Genomic DNA, 16,803 nt, shown 5'->3' on the forward strand with positions numbered 1-16,803 from the left:
CATCTTATCTTGAAGTAAAAAAAGTCCCTGCTTAGGGACTAAAGTTTAGAAGTTATATGCTTAGTTTAAAAATTATAAGTAAAACCTACTTTAGTTTCGAAGCCACTTAAATCAAGTTCTGAAATTTCAATATTATTTTCAGTTATATTTTCGTCTAGATCCATTTTTAAATAGCGATAACTAATATTACATAAGAAATTTAGATTATCTGTTAAAGAATAGTGGAAGTTAGAACCTATTTTAAAGCCTAATTCTCCTTCTAAATCACTATCGTTATTTACATCTCTATTTGTAGAATTACTAATATTAATATAATATTCATTATTTATCTCTCCAGTATAATAACCTATTCCTCCTGTTAATTGTAAATAATCATTTAATTTTTTGCCAACTTCTCCATAGATACCTTGTACTTTGATTTCGTTATTGAGTTTTACCACAGTAGTCCCATTATTATTATTTGGATCTGTCCATTCAGTGTATACTGAAGCATTATCTTCATTAGAAAATTCTTCATATTGGGCTGTTATTAATAGATTATTTCTTGTAGTAGAAATACCAATATAGTATCCATTAGCATCTTCGATCTGATCTAAGGGGTCTATTACTTTTTTATTAAAGGTATAACCTAATGACTCATCGAATTCAATTATATTATCTATAGAATGATTATATTCTTGAATATAATCATTAATTTCTGGATCTAAGTCAAGGTAATAATAGCCCCCTACAATTTGATATTCCGCTGCTAAAGTAGTGGTAGAGAATAAAATTATAAGAAAGGTTGAATAAATTAATATTCTTTTCTTCATGGTTTACCTCCTTTCTTCTGATAATTAATAAATATTATTTAAAATTACTAGAAAATATTCATTAAATAAAAATAAATTTATATAAAGAGTGTGAATTAGAAATAAAAAGAAAAGTCAAAAAATTAGATTTTTCATTTGATTTTTATATCTTTGATTTAAAAACTATAAAATTCACTGCTTCTTGAAGGTGTATTCTAGTTAGTAGTTAATTATTTAAATGGTGATTATTATAAGTGATTACATTTTATGCAGATGACTTATGGATTAAATGACTTATTAAATTTATTAGTTAACCTGCAAATGGAATAATAGCTAAGATTGTAGTTTGATAAATATAGATAGGCAATCATAATCAAGATTAATTTATTGAGGTGATGATATGCTAGGAGAAAGTAGTTATGATGTCATAAGTACTATTCTAGAAGAAGTTTATAAGGAAGAGAGTATAATTGAGACAGATAGACTCAGAAATAATAATTTTATAGATGCTCTATTAGTTATTAGTAGTTTAGTTGATAAAAATGATTCTACTTGTAGCGAATGTTTAGGAGTGAAAAATAAGATTCTAAGCTTAAGCAAAAAATTAAAAGCTATTATAAAGTACCCTAAACAGTATATTGGATATCAGCAGGAGTATAATGAGATTATAGTAAATTTCTTAGAACATTTTTGTACAAGACATAATAATTTAGAAGAAATTTTGAGTAAAGGATATAATTGTAGAGATTATTATTGGTTGAGAGTAATATATGAACTAGAAATAATAAGAAATAGTAGACGGTTAAAGAAGATAAGCAAAAGATATGATATAGATTATTTAAGTCTAGCTTTCCTATGGATAATTGAAAATATTGAAGTAGAAGGAGGAAGCTATAGAGAACTAAATCAAGAAATGAATAAATTTATTTTTAATCTTTTTGAAACAGAGGATTTAGAGATTTTAGCTAATGATTATTTAAATCTTGTAAAACAATTAGCAATTTTGTTAGAAGAAGAAAGAAATAGATATAAAGAAGAAAGAAATGAAGATTATAATTTATACTATGATTTGACTCTCCTAGTTAAGGGAAGAGACATAATTGAGGAAGAAGAATCTAGAAAAAAACGAAGTAAGTTTATAAATATATTGTACATATTAGATTATAATAAACATGATAATAAATATCTATTAAAATTAACAACAATGGCCTTTAATATTGAAGGTTCAGCTAGAGAAAGTGAATTTTGTAATCAGTTAAAGAGAAAGTTAACTTTTTCTCTAGAAGAAATAGAAACATTTAAGAGTAAGAAAAGGAAAAATTTTGTAGCATATAAAAAATTCAATAAAAAGTATCGTAAGCTTATAAAAAATTACAAAAATCATTTTAAAAATTATCATGATAAATTTGATGTTGAGAGTTTTGATAAAAAGATAATAACTCCCTTAGTCTATTTAATAGCAGGTATTATTGGTATATTTTCTGCTTATCTTGCAGATAAATATAATTTACCAGGCAGATTTATAATGATTATATTTATATTAGTTTTTGTATTTGTTGAAGATAAAGTCGAAAAGAAAATGCTTCATTGTAAAATCAAATTGAACAAAATAAAAATAGCCATAGGGCACCAAACTGTAATATAATTAAATCACCACAAAATAACCAGTTACAGGAGGGTGCACACTATGACTTACTTAAATGATACACCAAAATCCCGAAAAAATAAACACCTAAATGCTTATGAACGTGGTCAAATTGCATTATTACATTCCGAAGGAATGAATCCAAATGCTATTGCAAAACGTTTAGGTAGAGCTTCTAATACCATTAGAAACGAACTAAAACGTGGTACAGTTTCTCAAATTAAAGCTAATAAAAAGATTATGGTCTATTACCCTGACACTGGTCAAAGAGTTTATGAATCTAATCGCAAGAATTGTGGTCCTAAATTTAAACTTTTGCAATGTGAAGAGTTCATTGATTATGTTATAGAACAGTTCTACGAAAAAGGACATTCTCTTGATGCTATATGTGGTGCAGCAAAACTTCATAATAAATTTCCAAAGCCAGAGATGGTATCTACTAAAACGCTTTATAACTACGTCAACGCTGGATTATTGACAATTAAAAACATTGATTTACCTTTGAAGCTTAAGCGTTCTTCAAAAAGAAAGCACACTAAAAATAATAAAAAGAAGCTTGGTACAAGTATAGATCAACGCCCTGAAAGTATTAATAATCGTAGTGAGTTTGGTCACTGGGAAATTGACACTATGATAGGCAAAAAGACTAAAAATGAATCAGTTTTACTTACTATGACAGAACGTATGACTCGTAAAGAAATTATTCGTAAAATCCCTGCCAAGACTGCTCAAGCAGTTCAAGATGCTATTTTAAAGCTCGTTAATGAAGCAGGAGATTGTTTTCCAAAAGTATTTAAAAGCTTCACTTGTGATAATGGCTCTGAGTTTGCTCAAATGTCATTTTTAGAGCAAATTAGTGATACTAAAGTATACTTTGCACATCCATATTCATCATGGGAAAGAGGAACTAATGAGCGTCATAATGGTCTTATAAGACGCTTTATCCCTAAAGGTAATAGTCTAAACCAATTCTCTATTGAATCTATTGCTAGAGTCCAAAACTGGTGCAATACTTTACCAAGAAAAATCTTAGATTACCTAACCCCTGATGAAATATTTGAAGATAAATTAAAACAAATTCTTTATGACTAAATAACCAAATTATTACAGTTTGAAAATGTTCAATTTATTATTGCAATTTAAGTCGAAAAGAAAATATTAAAATTAATTTGTAAGACAAAAGATGTTTTTTGATTTGTTTTATGAAAGATAAAGATCTAGTTTTTTTATATTAATCTTTAGTAATATTTTATCATATTTGATCAGTAATAAAAGATAACTTGAAATAAGTAAGAATTTTTTATTTATAAGGGAAGTATTTGAAATGTCAAAAGAAGATATGATTCAAACTTTGTAGAAGTGGACAAAAAAGCTAAAAGAAAAAGATGATAAAAGGTTTTTCTTGAAGAATTAGAGAAAAGAATTACTTTCAAAAGTCACATGAAAAGTTTTAGAAGTTGCTGTCAGTCGAGGAGTTAATTTTAAATTTTATTCGTCCATTTCATAGGTTGTGGTTGTATGTTTTGGTCCAACTTTATTGAAGATGGCTAAAGAAAGTGCTATTAAAAGTAATCTTCCAGCAGAGGTATTAAATAAAATACTCAATACTATATATTCTTGGTGTTGAGAAAAGATGGGAGATCATATAAATAGAGATATAATGGGGATAATTAGATAAGCGGATATTAAAGTTAACAATGTTAAAAACCGCCTATTAGACACCTACTATTCAATATGGACAGAGCCTAGTAAATAGTTGTAAGAATTTATTTGCGAGGTATTGGACTGTGTAGTAATTTAAGTATAAGATTTTATTATAATGAAAATAATTCGTAAATCTAGTAAAAATGGAGGGGTATTAATGAAAAGAATAGGATTAATTGGTGGTATGAGTTGGGAATCTTCACTTGAGTATTATCGTATTACTAATGAGTTGATTAAAGATCGGTTGGGATCACCTCATTCATCTAAAAGTATTATGTATTCAGTTGATTTTGCTGAATTTGAAAAATTACAGCATAATGGAGAATGGGAAGTAATAGCTAGCAAAATGATTAATATTGCAAAAAAATTAGTAAGGTCAGGGGCTGAATTAATATTAATCTGTACAAATACAATGCATAAAATAGCTGAAGATGTTCAAAAGAATATCAAAGTTCCGTTACTACATATAGCAGATGCTACTGCTGAAGATATCAAAGCTAAGCAGATAACTAAAGTTGGTCTTTTGGGTACTAAGTTTACTATGGAGCAAGATTTTTATACAGGAAGGTTAAAGGAGAAACATGGAATCGATGTAATTATACCCGATACTAGAGAGAGGGACATTGTTCACAATGTAATTTTTAAAGAATTAATATCTGGAATTATAAAGGAGGAGTCTAAAGTTAAATTTAAAAAGATAATCAAAAATCTCAAGGCTAATGGTGCAGAAGGAGTAATTTTAGGTTGTACAGAGATTCCCTTATTAATTGAAGATGAAGATAGTGAACTACCTATATTCAATACTACAATGCTGCATGCCAAAAAAGCTGTTAATTTAGCCTTGGAATAAAAGTAATATCTAAGCTTAAGTAGTAATAATTAAACTAATTGTAGAATTTGAAACTTTAGTAATTATTATAAATCTCGACTATGGTATTATTTAAAAATCTCAATTTTTGGAGGAAAATTATGAAAAAAGTCTTTTTGATTCTTAGCATATTGATTATTATAATAAATGGTCTAGCTTTTGCTAAAGCCTTATATCCAACAATGACCCTAGTCAAAGATATTGAATCTTCTTCTTATTTGATTAGTAAGCAGCAAGCTAAGTTGGCTTATCACCCAATAAACTTAATTGATGAAGATCCAAAGACAGCTTGGATTGAAGGGGTAGAAGGTGATGGGATTGGTGAATATCTTACTTTCTACTTTTTAAGAGCAATTGATATTGAAGGAATGAAGATTTTAAATGGTTATGCCAAGTCTAATGAATTATTTGAGTCAAATAATAGAATAAAGGCTCTAGAATTGATTATAAATAGATCGCAGCGAAAAACTATCCTATTAGATGATATAAATAAAGAACAGATTATAAATTTTAAAGCGGAGAATGTAAGGTCAATTAAATTAATAATCAAAGATATTTACAAAGCTAAGTTTGATGATACTGCTCTTTCAGGAATCGAATTTTTAACTAATATAGAAAGTGAAAAAGTAAATATAGAGAGAAGGGAAGAAATTATTAAGCTGTTTAATAGAGCTAATTTTGGAGAAACTTTTAGATCAAATCAGAGTACTAAGTTATATCTAAATGCTTTAGACAATAAGTTCAAAGAAGGTATTGGGCCACAAATAATCAGAGAAGTCTTTGCAAGTGATTATCCTTCCTTAGATGGTGCAGGAAATGATTTGAGGCTTCATAATCTTCTGCGGGCTATTAAGAAAAATCCTAATTTAATTTCACCAGTTTTAAAAGTAGTCTATGATAAAAGTGATAAAGGATTATTAGCTTCTGAATCTGACCTAGAAGATATCTATGTATATACAATAAGAATGTTATTAGATGATAATTTGGTCGCATTACCTTTGATGAAAGATAGTGGGGTTGGCTATTATACTACATATTATAATATTTTAGATTTGGGCGATACAAGAATTGTGCCTAAATTCTTAGATAAATTAATTGAAACCGGTATTTGGCATGAGTTTTCTTGTGAGTTAATGCCTAGCGAAATTTTAATTAGGGAGAAGGATGATTATACTGAACAAGTTATTAAAAAATATTTAAAGAAAAAAGCTATGAGTCAAGAAGTAAGAGAAGAATTGAAAAGAGTTCTAGTAACAGATTAATTTTAGAGTAAAGAGAGAAGATAGGCTGATTATAAAGAGCTGCTTATTTCTTATTACTACAGAATGATAAAATATCTTAGCTTATATTTTTCTTTTAGAAATTATATAAGTAGTTGCTTTATAGAGGGAGGGATTAAATGCAGATAGATAAGTTAAGTAAAGTATACTTTTCTCCAACTAATACAACCCAAGAGATAGTTGAAGCTATAGCCAAGGGACTAAGAATTGAAGATACAGAGAGAATAGATTTGACTAAAGTAGATACTCGTAAAAATTTCAGCTTGAATCTTAATTCAAATAATCAACTTTTAATTATTGGGGTTCCAGTTTATGAAGAAAGAATTCCAGATTTAGTTAAAGAGCCATTAAATAATCTTAGAGGAGAAGGGCAAGGAGTAATTTTAATAGCTGTTTATGGAAATATTGGTGAGGGTATAGCACTTCAAGAACTAAAAAATTTAGTCGAAAAAAATGGCTTCAATGTAGTTGCGGCAGGATCGTTTATTGGAGAACATTCATTTTCTAATTCCCAATTAAAAATTGCAACAGGACGACCTGATGAAGATGACTTAAAGCAAGCAGAACAATTTGCTATAAGAATAACTGAGAAGTTGCTAAAGATTGATAATATTGAAGAAATTTCTAAGTTAAATATTCAAGGTGAATTGCCATTAATGGCTAAATTTTTACCCAAAAATAGTGCTAAAATCTTTGCTAAAAGACCTAAAGTTGCTAAGGAAAAATGTAATAACTGTGGTATATGTATTAAGGTATGTCCAGTAGGGGCTATTGATCAAGAAGAGCTGAAAATAAACAATGAAATATGTTTGCGTTGTTTTGCTTGTGCAAAGAAATGTCCTCAAGAAGCTAGAAATATTAAGTTTAAAAAAGAATTATTAGTTAAATTTATTTTAAGAAAAAAGGGTGCAGAAAGAAAAGAAGTAAAAATTTATCTTTAGATTAACTTAGTATTATAGATGTCCAAGTTTAAAGTGACACTTAATGGATATAAAGAGACACTTTTAGGTGCTAGGTGATAGGTCATAGGAGGTTAGTAAGATCTTTCTATGTCCTAGATCCTAACGCCTAACTCCGAAACTGTCGCTTTATCTATCTATAACGATATATTTAGATTTCATTCTAAGGTTGAACATCTATATTAATATAAATTATTTAGACCATATCTTCATTACTAGTAAATAAAATAGTATATAAATTTTGGAGGGTTTTAAATTGAAGCAAAAGCTTAAAAAATTAATTAAGGAATATGTAAAAGACTATCCAGCACATAAAGAGGTGGAAACTGAATGGAGAGAACCTATAATCAAGTTTGCTGATGCCAATGATCAAGGATTTATTAAGTTAAAGGAGATTATTGGCCCAACTCATGCTCTGCCTCAAGATTTTTTAACAGATGCCCAAAGTGTTATTGCTTATTTTATTCCTTTTGATCAAGCAGTTGTAAATTCAAATATAGAAGGAAGATATAGTTCTAAAGCTTGGGCTAAAGCTTATATAGAAAGTAATGATTTAATATCTAATCTGAATAAGTGTATTAAGCAGAAGCTTGATAGTCTTAATTATAAGTCTACTATTATACCTGCTACTCATAATTTTGATCAAGAGAGTTTAATCAGTGATTGGTCACATCGACATGTAGCTTATCTTGCGGGGGTGGGTAAATTTGGCTTAAATAATATGTTAATTACAACTAAAGGGTGTTGTGGTAGAGTTGGAAGTATAGTAAGCAACTTAAAAATAGAGCCTAGTAAAAGAGATGATAAAGAATATTGTCTTTATTACAGTAGTGGAGTCTGTAAAAAATGTGTACAAAGATGTGTCAATGATGCCTTAAAAGTTGATTCTTTTGATAGGCATAAATGTTATGAAATATTGTTAGCTAATGATAAATTACATGCTGATCTTGGCTTAACTGATGTCTGTGGCAAATGTTGTGTTAATTTGCCGTGTTCCTTTAGTGATCCAGTAAGATAAGGAAGGTATAGATTCAATTATAATGGCTCCAATAAATAAGAATAATAGATCAAAAATAAGGGTCTTTAATCTCATTTTTTTACATTGATAGTAGTTATAGAAGATCATATACTTATCTGCTACAATACAGTATAAGAGTTAAGTTTATTTAAATTTAAGAGAGGAGAAGAAATGATTATAAGAGAGATTCAAAAGAAGGATGCAGAAGATTTCCTTGAATTATGCAAAAAATTAGATAGAGAAACAGAATTTCTACTTTTAGAACCTGGAGAAAGGAAGCTGACAGTAGCAGAGCAAAAGAGAAAGATTATTAATACTCAGGCTGCAAGAAATAAAAATATTTTTCTTGTAGAAGATGAGGGGAGTTTAATTGCTTATTTAGGTGCATATGGAGGAGAGTTTAAGAGAAATTTCAATACTATTTACATAGTAGTAGCTGTCTTAGAAGGTTATACAGGTCAAGGAATTGGAAGCAGGCTTTTTCATCACTTAGAACAATGGGGTCAAGAGGAGGAATTCCATAGGTTTGAGTTAACTGTAATGTCCCATAATAATAGAGCTATCAATCTTTATAAAAAAATGGGCTTTGAAATAGAAGGTTTAAGAAAAGATGCTTTATTTATTAATGGTAAATATATAGATGAATATTATATGAGTAAATTAATTTAATTTATTGATAAAACTTAAGATTCAATATGGAATCGGAGGGTAGATTGTGATTAGAATGGCAAAAGAGGATGAGTTAAAAGTAATTGTTAAGATGAAATTAAAGATGTTTAAAGAGGCAGGAGTAGATGATCATTTACCTAGTAATGCTTATGATGATATTTTGGAGTCTTATCAAGAGTTATATAAGCAAGATAAAATGAGACATTTTTGTTTTCAAGATCAAGGAGAAATAGTTGCTTGCGCAGGAGGTTTTATTAAAGAAGATATCCCTTTTTCTTTTTTTAATCCACCTTATTACGGTTTTATAGGAGATGTTTATACAGTTGTTAAATATCGTGGAAATGGATATGCAACAAGATTAACCAATCAGGTGATTCAATGGTTGAAAGAAAAAAATGTAGAGGTGATCAGGCTTTTAGCCTCTAAAGCTGGGGAAGGTATCTATAAAAAGTTGGGATTTAAAGTGTCAGATGAGATGGTTCTTGAATTATAGAAATATTTCTTATTTATTAGAGTAAGGAGATCAAAGAGAATGGGGATGAATAGAGATGAATAATACAGAATTAACATTAGTTGCTTTAGAGGAAGTTTTCGCTATTTGCCAGTTAGCAGCTACAGAAGAGATTCCTGCTTGGTCACAGCAAAATTCTAGTTTTATTTCAATAACTCTTACAGCTGAGGAGCTTTCAATAGTTTGTCCTGAGAGCTTTGTTCCAGATGGGATAAAAGCGGAACTGGGCTGGAAAACCTTAAAAGTTAAAGGACAATTAGATTTTAGTTTGACAGGAATTTTGTCTTCTATTGCTGAACCTCTTGCTAAAAATGAAATTAGTATTTTTGCTATATCAAGTTATGATACTGATTATATTTTAGTAAAGCAAGAAGATTTTAATGAGGCGATAAATATTTTGAGTAATGATTTTAAAATTGAATAAAGTATTTTTAAGCTAATAATAGGAGGATAGTTATAAGGTTAGATAGCTGTAAATTTAGTTCAATAGTACTTATTTAGACTTTGTCTTCAGAGCTCATGGTTAAAAATGAGATTTTAAATTTTTTATAAACTTATATATTAGATAAAGTGGAGGGGATTCAAATGAAATTTAAAGTTACTTTGATTGTATTACTTATAATATTAAGCTGTACAACTGTTACTTTTGCAAAGAATATCGGATTTGATAAAGAGCAAGGGGTGAGAAGTTATTGTGATTCTATTATGGAATATTTAGCTAAAGATGAGGTTCAAAAAGCCTTTGACCTATTAGAAGGACAGTGGATTTTTTCAGCTACAGAGATTCAAAATGTTGAACTGCAAACTATCAAGCAATTAGATTTAGTTAAGGGTAGATTTGGTGATGTTCTAGGCTATAAATTTATAGAAAAAGAAATAGTCGCTGAGATATTATGCAAATATACTTATGTAGTAAAATATGAGAACCATATAATAAGGTGGATCTTTATCTTTTATAAAGCTGAAGATAAATGGCTATTAAATAGTTTTAAATTTGATGATTCGATAGAAAAATTATTTAATAATTAAACTATTATAGCTGTGTAAATAAATAAGGGGGGATTTAATTATGAAACTTGAGATTAATTCAAAGGAGAAATTATATTTTGTTTTGATGTTAATTTTTAGCTTGTTTATCTATTTAGGACTGATTTTTTCAATTATTGGTGGCTTCTATATCTTAATTTTTGCTATAGCAGCTCTTATTTCTCATGGAGTATACATTGGTTATATTAAAGGAAATGGGATAAAGGTATCAAATAAACAGTTTCCAGAAATTTATCAAACTGCCCAAGAATTATCTGAGAAATTAGAATTAAAAAGAGTACCTTCAATCTATATTTTACAATCTGGAGGATTACTAAATGCATTTGCAACAAGATTTTTTGGTAGAAACTTTGTTATTATCTATTCTGATGTATTAGAGTTAGCCTATGAGGAAGGTGAAGAAGCAGTTGCTTTTGTTGTAGGCCATGAATTAGCCCATCTAAAAAGAAAGCATTTGCGCTGGAGATATTTATTATATCCAGCGATGATTATACCTTTTTTAGCTAAGGCTTATTTTAGAGCTTGTGAGTATACTTGTGATCAAATAGCTTTTCAATTAAGACCAGAAGGAGCAATTTCTGGACTCCTAGTTTTAGCAGCAGGAAAGAAGATGTACAAGAGAGTTAATATAGAAGAAGTAATCAATCAAGCTGAGGAAGAAAGAGGATTTTGGCTTTGCTTATCAGAAATTTTATCAACCCATCCACATCTAAGCAAAAGATTAACTAGAATATATGATAATAAATTTTTATTCTCAGATGAAAGCTCAAATAGCTTAGGTATTTAAAGTATAGTTTCTTATTAGATTATTTTTAGCAGCAGAAAAACTATTAAAACTAACTAGCGTATGACTTTTATTTATTATCAAAATAAAAAAGAAGAGTTTAAATTATGCCTTAACAAAGAGATGAAATACACTTATGTTAAGGCATAAATTTTAGATAAGAAGGAAGTGACTAAGCATGGCACAAGAAAATTTTTATACTGAAGTATATCCTGATATTATTAAGCAATGGAAGTTTTATTTGAATCTATTAGACTTATGAAATTGAGATATAGATGTGAAAGATACCCCCCTGGATATGGTATAAAATTTGATGAAGTTAAGTTTAATTATTTCTAGGAGGTTGATAATGAACAGCAAAGTAATCTTAGTACATGGATATAAGAAAAACCAGAATGATATGTTAGTTTTAAAAGAAAATTTGGAAGATTTAGATTATGATGTGATATTGGTTGATCTACCTTTAACCTTTAAAAAGATTGAGGCTTGTAATTCTATCTTCAAACAGAAAATAGAAAAAATCATATCTAATTTAGATCAGAATGAAAAAATTAGTTTTGTTGGTCATAGTACAGGTGGATTAATCATAAGATGCTTTTTATCTAATACAGAGTATCAGGGTAGAGTTCATAGATGTGTTTTAATAGCTACTCCAAATCAAGGAAGTCAATTAGCTAATATAGCTGCTAAATTTGCTAATATATTCATCAATATTTTTAAAACCTTGGACTCATTAAGATCTAGTAATGTTCAAAAACTGTTTTTAGAAGATATAGCTACTATTGAAGTAGGAGCTATTGCTGGTAATAAGAATAATTTATTTTTAGGAAAGTTACTGAAAAATGAAAATGATGGTAGAGTTCAAGTTGATTCTGTAAAGTATAATGGATTGAAAGATTTTATTGTTATCCCTTATGGTCATAAAGAAATCCACTATAAATTTAAAACAGCAGAGTTAGTAGATTCCTTTCTAAGGAAGGGGAAATTTAAAAGATAATAAGGTTTAGAAAGGTTGATTAATTTACTCAAATTTAAAATTTTTTAGTTTTGGAATAAAGATAAAAGTAATGATTTATGGAAGTGCTAATATTTTAATTTAACTAAATATGGATCTTTAGAAAATGAAATAAAATTAAATAAGAAGAGGATATGGTCCCAACTTTCATTCATTAAAGCTGCTATACTCCCATTATAATAGCGAAGATCTATTATTTCTATCTGTGCATAGTGATTTGTCAAGAAAGGAATCATGCTATTTGCATAAGAATCTTTGAAGACTAAAAGTTTTTTTCTATCTGTTTTAGAATTTAAATGACTCTTAATGGAAGCTCTACTAGGATTGTTATGAAGAAACATAGCATACTTATCACGTCCATCTGCAAAGCTTAAATCATAGATAGATGATTTTAATACACCATCTACATAAAAGTTAGCATCTAAGTGTGGATCATACCAAATGAAATCGGCCTTTCCCTTCTTCTTTTTTGCAGCAGAGTAGAAAGTACCATAAAAGTCTTCAATGACTTTAGGAGTGAATTTTTCCAATGGCACCGCTAAAAATCCTACTTCTTTGGAGTAAGCTTCATAAGCGTAGTATGCTCCTGTGCTTGTCCAGTGGTGATCCAAGCGGTAATAAATATATTTGTTAGTATGTTTTTTAAGTGCTTGGTATAGATCTATGAATCTTCTGTCGGACAAATTTAGCTCCTCTTTTAGCCATTGAAGCCATTTAGCCTGATTGACATTATATAGACCTATAGGTACTAGATCTTCTAAAATAGTATAGCTGTTTGGGGCAATTGCAACATAAATGTTCTGATCTTTATAAATTTGAAGAAAGCTATTTAATGTTTCAACATTAGTAAAAAAATTATCTGCTAATGTCAAATATTTATTAAATAAATATCCCTTTTTTCCAAAAATAATATTATTATTTTCTTTTTTAAGTAGTGCTTCTTCAAAAAAAGCTTTTAACCCCATCCATTGATTTCTAAAGATAAATTGATCTGCTACATAACTTTCGTATTTTTCTGTATATCTTCCACTAATCAAATCATTCCAGTGAAAGTCAGGTTTTTGAGACAAATAACGATTTTCAAATTCTGAAAATGACCGGGGGGGAAGCAATAAATTAACTATAGTTATAATTCCTACAACCATGGCAAATATCAAAATAGTAAAGTGTTTCAAATTCCACTCACCTCCTAAAGCAGTATTAAAGTGACAGTAACGAGTGACTAGTAACAGGTGACAAGTTAAGTTGTTTACTGGTTACTCGTCACTTGTCACTAGTTACTGAATTGTCGCAATATCTATCTATGAAGGCATATTTAAATTTAATTCTTAAGTTGGAAGATTATAATTCCAATAATCTCTAAAACCTAAAATATAAGAATGGATTAAAGGTCGAATCTACCAAATAACTTACTGAAATTAAAAATATTATCATTAAGGCAATTCCAACTAAGATGAATCGTTGTGCATATCGTTCATATACTTTTTTGATCCAATAAGTTGAAAATAAGATAGCTAATAGAAAGGTTATCCCATAATTACTAAGGGCGTATAAATAATCTTGACCTCTGTCAAAGGAGAACATCTTATGTATGTATAGCCATAGCTGAGTAATGTTTGGTGTAGCGAAAATTACCCAGCCAAAGATTATAACTATCATAGCATATATATGGGAGAAAATTTTATGATTGTAAAGCCATTCTAATAAAAATTCTTTTTCTATTATTAGAAAGAAGGCAAAATAAAGCCCCCATAAAATAAAATTCCAACTGGCACCATGCCAAAATCCAGTTAAAGACCAAACAATGAACAAATTTAATCGTTGTCTTTTAACCCCTTTGCGATTCCCACCAAGGGGAATATACAGATATTCTCTAAACCAATCACCAAGGGTTATATGCCATCTTCGCCAAAACTCGGTAATACTTGTAGACAAATAAGGGAAGTCGAAGTTTTTAGGAAATTGAAAACCAAGCATCTTGCCAAGACCTATGGCCATAAGGGAATAACCACTGAAATCAAAGTAAATTTGAAAGGTATACCCGATAATCCCCAGCCAAGCCATAGCCATAGATACATGAGTAACTCCTATTGCTTCTATATCTTTCCAAAGCATACCGATAGCATTAGCAATAATTACTTTACTGGCAAGTCCCATGATAAAATAGCGAATTCCTTCGCTAATTTGCTCTAATTTTATCTTGCGATCTTTCAGTTCTTTCTGTATATCTACATATTTTACAATTGGTCCTGCTATAAGCTGTGGAAACAAACATACATATGCTCCAAAATTAATAATATTCTTTTCAGCTTTTACTTTTCCTTTATACACATCTAAGGTATATGACATTGTCTGGAAAGTATAAAAACTAATGCCCAAAGGAAGTGTTAGTCTTAGAGGGGTAAATTCTGTATTTAGTACACTATTTAAATTAGCAATGAAAAAATCAATATATTTAAAAGTCATCAGAAGACCTATATTAGTGAAAAGAGAGAAGCCTAAAAATAAGCGTTTCACCCAGAGTTTTTGAAAATAATCAATAGCATTAGAAGCCGTGTAGTCCACTAGGATAGAAATAAGCATAATTAAGATATATCTTGGTTCACCCCAGGCATAAAAAATCAAACTGATGATAAGTAACACCCCATTTTTCATAAAATAGGGTGTTATATAATAGATAGCTAGTGCAAAGGGTAAAAATCGAAATAAAAATAACAAGCTACTAAATACCATTTTATTTCACTAAGTCCTCTATGGCTTTCACACCAATTTGAACCTGTTCTTGAGCAAATTCAAGTCTTTCTTCTTCAGTTAGTCCTTCCTTGTCGTTAATTTTACCAAGCATTAAAAAGAATACATAATTTTCAATGACTAAAACCTTTGCTGCTTTCACCTTGGCCATATTAGCAGGATATTGCAAGCTGTTGTTGACTAATTCTGAATGGTATGATCTTAAAGCGTTGGCTACTTGATTTACAGCATCTTTATCTTCCTTTACTTTTAACCCAATAAAGGTGTCAACATGTGCACTCATCATAGGCCCTTCGGCAATATCTTCTTTTACTAAATTCATTGGAATACCATAAACCTTTGCTAAAACATCTTCATTAATAGGCATTCGTGGGAGATAATTTTCCCCATATGCTTCTTTAACAGATGTATGTGCCTTTTTTAAGAAATCTTCTCCTAAAACTACTTTCTTTTCTGAAGTACATGCTACAATTATGAATGTCATTATTAAAACCATTATTAAGCTAATTATCAATTTGATTTTTTTCATTTTTTATAATATCTCCTTCTTATAAATGTTATTTTTTCATTTAATAAGATTAAATAAAGATAGTTTATATTGTTTCAATTAGCGATATATATATTATTTGATTTATTGTTGAAAATATGTATTTATGGTGTTTAAATAAGAGGAAAATTTATATATTATTTAATTATTAATTCTATAAATTTAATAACCAAATGCTTTCTTAGCAATTGAAAATAAATTTGCCATTTTAAATATAATATTTGTGATAGTGTTCAAATGATCTACTTCTTCATCTTGTGCAAAATATTGTTCATCTGAAAATAAATTTTCAATTAAAAATTGTTAATAATTTTACAGATAGTAGTTCTGGTGATATAATAGGAAGAAAATTACTTATTTATGAAAAGTTGTGTTAAAAAATAAATTTTATGATTAATAGAATTCAATCCTCTAAAGGTATTAGCAAGTCAAATCTAATTGATTGTGAGGGGTTCTGATGATTAAAATAGCTCATCGAGGATATGTTAATGCTAAATATGTTGAAAATTCTTATTTTGCGATATCAAAAGCAATTGAACTGGGATATGATATGGTAGAAATAGATATTAGAGAAACAAAAGATCAAAGAATAATTTTGAATCATGATGATAGTCTAAATAGAGTTTTTGCTATAAATAAAAAAGTTAGCGATCTCTCTGTAAAAGAAATCAAAGCTATCACTGGTAGAGATATTTTAACATTAGAAGGCTGTTTGAAACTTTGTAAGGATGAGGTAGGCTTGTTGATTGAGATCAAGGATAAAAGTTATTCTAGAGATTTTTTAGAGAATATATACCAGTTACTAAAAAAGTATAAGATGCTTAATCAAGTTTTGATATATCCGCCTAGAGAAGATTTAATAGATTTTTATCTAGCAAAAGTCAAAGTAGGGGTTGCATATAATCAGATTAGAAATTTTGAGCAAAAAGAGGGTTTAGCAGATAGAATATTTGCTTTAGCAATGCCTGAAATATGGACTCAAGAAAGAATAAAGGAGATGCATGATAAGAACTTGATCTGTTTAACTACTGTTAAGAAAACATATTTTGATAGAAATTTCCCAGGTGCTGATCATCTTAAATTAGCTAAAGAGTATATACATCAATTAAAGCAAATGGACATAGATGCTATAAATATAGACTCTGTTTATCATAAGTTCTTATTTAGTGATTAAGTGAAAATAATTTTATCTTAAATACTTGATGATGGTATAG

17 protein-coding genes are annotated in these 16,803 nt (G+C 28.9%); 13 read left to right on the forward strand and 4 right to left on the reverse strand.

The features are described 5' to 3' along the window. Positions 1 to 65: 65 nt before the first annotated feature. Positions 66 to 812, reverse strand: a complete 747-nt coding sequence (locus OREMA_RS0106045) for a hypothetical protein (RefSeq protein ID WP_018248377.1) — start codon at positions 810 to 812, stop codon at positions 66 to 68. Positions 813 to 1,191: 379 nt separating this feature from the next. Between OREMA_RS0106045 and OREMA_RS0106050 the strand changes: the two genes are divergently transcribed. The 12 genes from OREMA_RS0106050 (at position 1,192) to OREMA_RS0106115 (ending at position 12,273) form a co-directional block, all read left to right on the forward strand. After that, positions 1,192 to 2,436 carry a hypothetical protein gene (locus tag OREMA_RS0106050; RefSeq protein ID WP_018248378.1) on the forward strand — a complete coding sequence of 415 codons (1,245 nt, stop codon included), beginning with the start codon at positions 1,192 to 1,194 and terminating at the stop codon, positions 2,434 to 2,436. 42 nt (positions 2,437 to 2,478) lie between these two features. Further along, entirely contained in the window at positions 2,479 to 3,528 is a 1,050-nt protein-coding gene (locus OREMA_RS0106055) for an IS30 family transposase (RefSeq protein WP_018248379.1), read from the forward strand. Positions 3,529 to 4,297: 769 nt separating this feature from the next. After that, complete coding sequence (locus OREMA_RS0106065) at positions 4,298 to 4,990, forward strand: aspartate/glutamate racemase family protein (RefSeq protein ID WP_018248381.1); 693 nt, start codon at positions 4,298 to 4,300, stop codon at positions 4,988 to 4,990. 119 nt (positions 4,991 to 5,109) lie between these two features. Further along, positions 5,110 to 6,270, forward strand: coding sequence for an NADase-type glycan-binding domain-containing protein (locus OREMA_RS0106070; protein ID WP_018248382.1), 1,161 nt, complete (start codon positions 5,110 to 5,112; stop codon positions 6,268 to 6,270). A 137-nt stretch (positions 6,271 to 6,407) separates the two neighbouring features. Then, positions 6,408 to 7,229 (forward strand): EFR1 family ferrodoxin, encoded by an 822-nt coding sequence (locus tag OREMA_RS0106075; protein WP_018248383.1) that lies wholly within the window; start codon positions 6,408 to 6,410, stop codon positions 7,227 to 7,229. Between the two features lie 274 nt (positions 7,230 to 7,503). After that, on the forward strand, positions 7,504 to 8,265 hold the full coding sequence (locus tag OREMA_RS0106080; protein WP_018248384.1) for an epoxyqueuosine reductase: 762 nt from the start codon (positions 7,504 to 7,506) through the stop codon (positions 8,263 to 8,265). A 171-nt stretch (positions 8,266 to 8,436) separates the two neighbouring features. Beyond that, complete coding sequence (locus OREMA_RS0106085; RefSeq protein ID WP_018248385.1) at positions 8,437 to 8,934, forward strand: GNAT family N-acetyltransferase; 498 nt, start codon at positions 8,437 to 8,439, stop codon at positions 8,932 to 8,934. Positions 8,935 to 8,989: 55 nt separating this feature from the next. Continuing rightward, entirely contained in the window at positions 8,990 to 9,427 is a 438-nt protein-coding gene (locus OREMA_RS0106090; RefSeq protein ID WP_244871495.1) for a GNAT family N-acetyltransferase, read from the forward strand. A 55-nt stretch (positions 9,428 to 9,482) separates the two neighbouring features. Next, entirely contained in the window at positions 9,483 to 9,869 is a 387-nt protein-coding gene (locus OREMA_RS0106095) for an ACT domain-containing protein (RefSeq protein WP_018248387.1), read from the forward strand. Positions 9,870 to 10,030: 161 nt separating this feature from the next. Next, positions 10,031 to 10,474: a hypothetical protein gene (locus OREMA_RS0106100; protein WP_018248388.1), complete on the forward strand. Its 444-nt coding sequence runs from the start codon at positions 10,031 to 10,033 to the stop codon at positions 10,472 to 10,474. A gap of 40 nt (positions 10,475 to 10,514) precedes the next feature. Next, on the forward strand, positions 10,515 to 11,279 hold the full coding sequence (locus OREMA_RS0106105) for a M48 family metallopeptidase (RefSeq protein WP_018248389.1): 765 nt from the start codon (positions 10,515 to 10,517) through the stop codon (positions 11,277 to 11,279). 346 nt (positions 11,280 to 11,625) lie between these two features. Continuing rightward, on the forward strand, positions 11,626 to 12,273 hold the full coding sequence (locus tag OREMA_RS0106115; protein WP_018248390.1) for an alpha/beta fold hydrolase: 648 nt from the start codon (positions 11,626 to 11,628) through the stop codon (positions 12,271 to 12,273). Positions 12,274 to 12,359: 86 nt separating this feature from the next. Here OREMA_RS0106115 and OREMA_RS0106120 read toward each other — a convergent pair whose 3' ends face one another. The 3 genes from OREMA_RS0106120 to OREMA_RS17255 all read right to left on the reverse strand — a co-directional run bounded on the left by OREMA_RS0106120 (position 12,360) and on the right by OREMA_RS17255 (position 15,526). After that, complete coding sequence (locus OREMA_RS0106120; RefSeq protein ID WP_018248391.1) at positions 12,360 to 13,466, reverse strand: DHHW family protein; 1,107 nt, start codon at positions 13,464 to 13,466, stop codon at positions 12,360 to 12,362. Positions 13,467 to 13,650: 184 nt separating this feature from the next. Continuing rightward, positions 13,651 to 15,024: an MBOAT family O-acyltransferase gene (locus OREMA_RS0106125; RefSeq protein WP_018248392.1), complete on the reverse strand. Its 1,374-nt coding sequence runs from the start codon at positions 15,022 to 15,024 to the stop codon at positions 13,651 to 13,653. A 1-nt stretch (position 15,025) separates the two neighbouring features. Further along, on the reverse strand, positions 15,026 to 15,526 hold the full coding sequence (locus tag OREMA_RS17255) for a DUF4358 domain-containing protein (RefSeq protein ID WP_169331530.1): 501 nt from the start codon (positions 15,524 to 15,526) through the stop codon (positions 15,026 to 15,028). A gap of 520 nt (positions 15,527 to 16,046) precedes the next feature. On the opposite strand from OREMA_RS17255, the gene OREMA_RS18260 reads away from it, so the two are divergent. Next, on the forward strand, positions 16,047 to 16,763 hold the full coding sequence (locus OREMA_RS18260) for a glycerophosphodiester phosphodiesterase (RefSeq protein ID WP_018248394.1): 717 nt from the start codon (positions 16,047 to 16,049) through the stop codon (positions 16,761 to 16,763). Positions 16,764 to 16,803: the final 40 nt, after the last annotated feature.

Source organism: Orenia marismortui DSM 5156, from assembly GCF_000379025.1.
Lineage (GTDB): Bacteria > Bacillota > Halanaerobiia > Halobacteroidales > Halobacteroidaceae > Orenia > Orenia marismortui.

Bases quoted from the DNA above. Each gene is read 5' to 3' on its own strand.
- OREMA_RS0106045 (WP_018248377.1), bottom strand. From the start codon at position 812: ATGAAGAAAAGAATATTAATTTATTCAACCTTTCTTATAATTTTATTC.
- OREMA_RS0106050 (WP_018248378.1), top strand. From the start codon at position 1,192: ATGCTAGGAGAAAGTAGTTATGATGTCATAAGTACTATTCTAGAAGAA.
- OREMA_RS0106055 (WP_018248379.1), top strand. From the start codon at position 2,479: ATGACTTACTTAAATGATACACCAAAATCCCGAAAAAATAAACACCTA.
- OREMA_RS0106065 (WP_018248381.1), top strand. From the start codon at position 4,298: ATGAAAAGAATAGGATTAATTGGTGGTATGAGTTGGGAATCTTCACTT.
- OREMA_RS0106070 (WP_018248382.1), top strand. From the start codon at position 5,110: ATGAAAAAAGTCTTTTTGATTCTTAGCATATTGATTATTATAATAAAT.
- OREMA_RS0106075 (WP_018248383.1), top strand. From the start codon at position 6,408: ATGCAGATAGATAAGTTAAGTAAAGTATACTTTTCTCCAACTAATACA.
- OREMA_RS0106085 (WP_018248385.1), top strand. From the start codon at position 8,437: ATGATTATAAGAGAGATTCAAAAGAAGGATGCAGAAGATTTCCTTGAA.
- OREMA_RS0106090 (WP_244871495.1), top strand. From the start codon at position 8,990: ATGGCAAAAGAGGATGAGTTAAAAGTAATTGTTAAGATGAAATTAAAG.
- OREMA_RS0106095 (WP_018248387.1), top strand. From the start codon at position 9,483: ATGAATAATACAGAATTAACATTAGTTGCTTTAGAGGAAGTTTTCGCT.
- OREMA_RS0106100 (WP_018248388.1), top strand. From the start codon at position 10,031: ATGAAATTTAAAGTTACTTTGATTGTATTACTTATAATATTAAGCTGT.
- OREMA_RS0106105 (WP_018248389.1), top strand. From the start codon at position 10,515: ATGAAACTTGAGATTAATTCAAAGGAGAAATTATATTTTGTTTTGATG.
- OREMA_RS0106115 (WP_018248390.1), top strand. From the start codon at position 11,626: ATGAACAGCAAAGTAATCTTAGTACATGGATATAAGAAAAACCAGAAT.
- OREMA_RS0106125 (WP_018248392.1), bottom strand. From the start codon at position 15,024: ATGGTATTTAGTAGCTTGTTATTTTTATTTCGATTTTTACCCTTTGCA.
- OREMA_RS17255 (WP_169331530.1), bottom strand. From the start codon at position 15,526: ATGACATTCATAATTGTAGCATGTACTTCAGAAAAGAAAGTAGTTTTA.
- OREMA_RS18260 (WP_018248394.1), top strand. From the start codon at position 16,047: ATGATTAAAATAGCTCATCGAGGATATGTTAATGCTAAATATGTTGAA.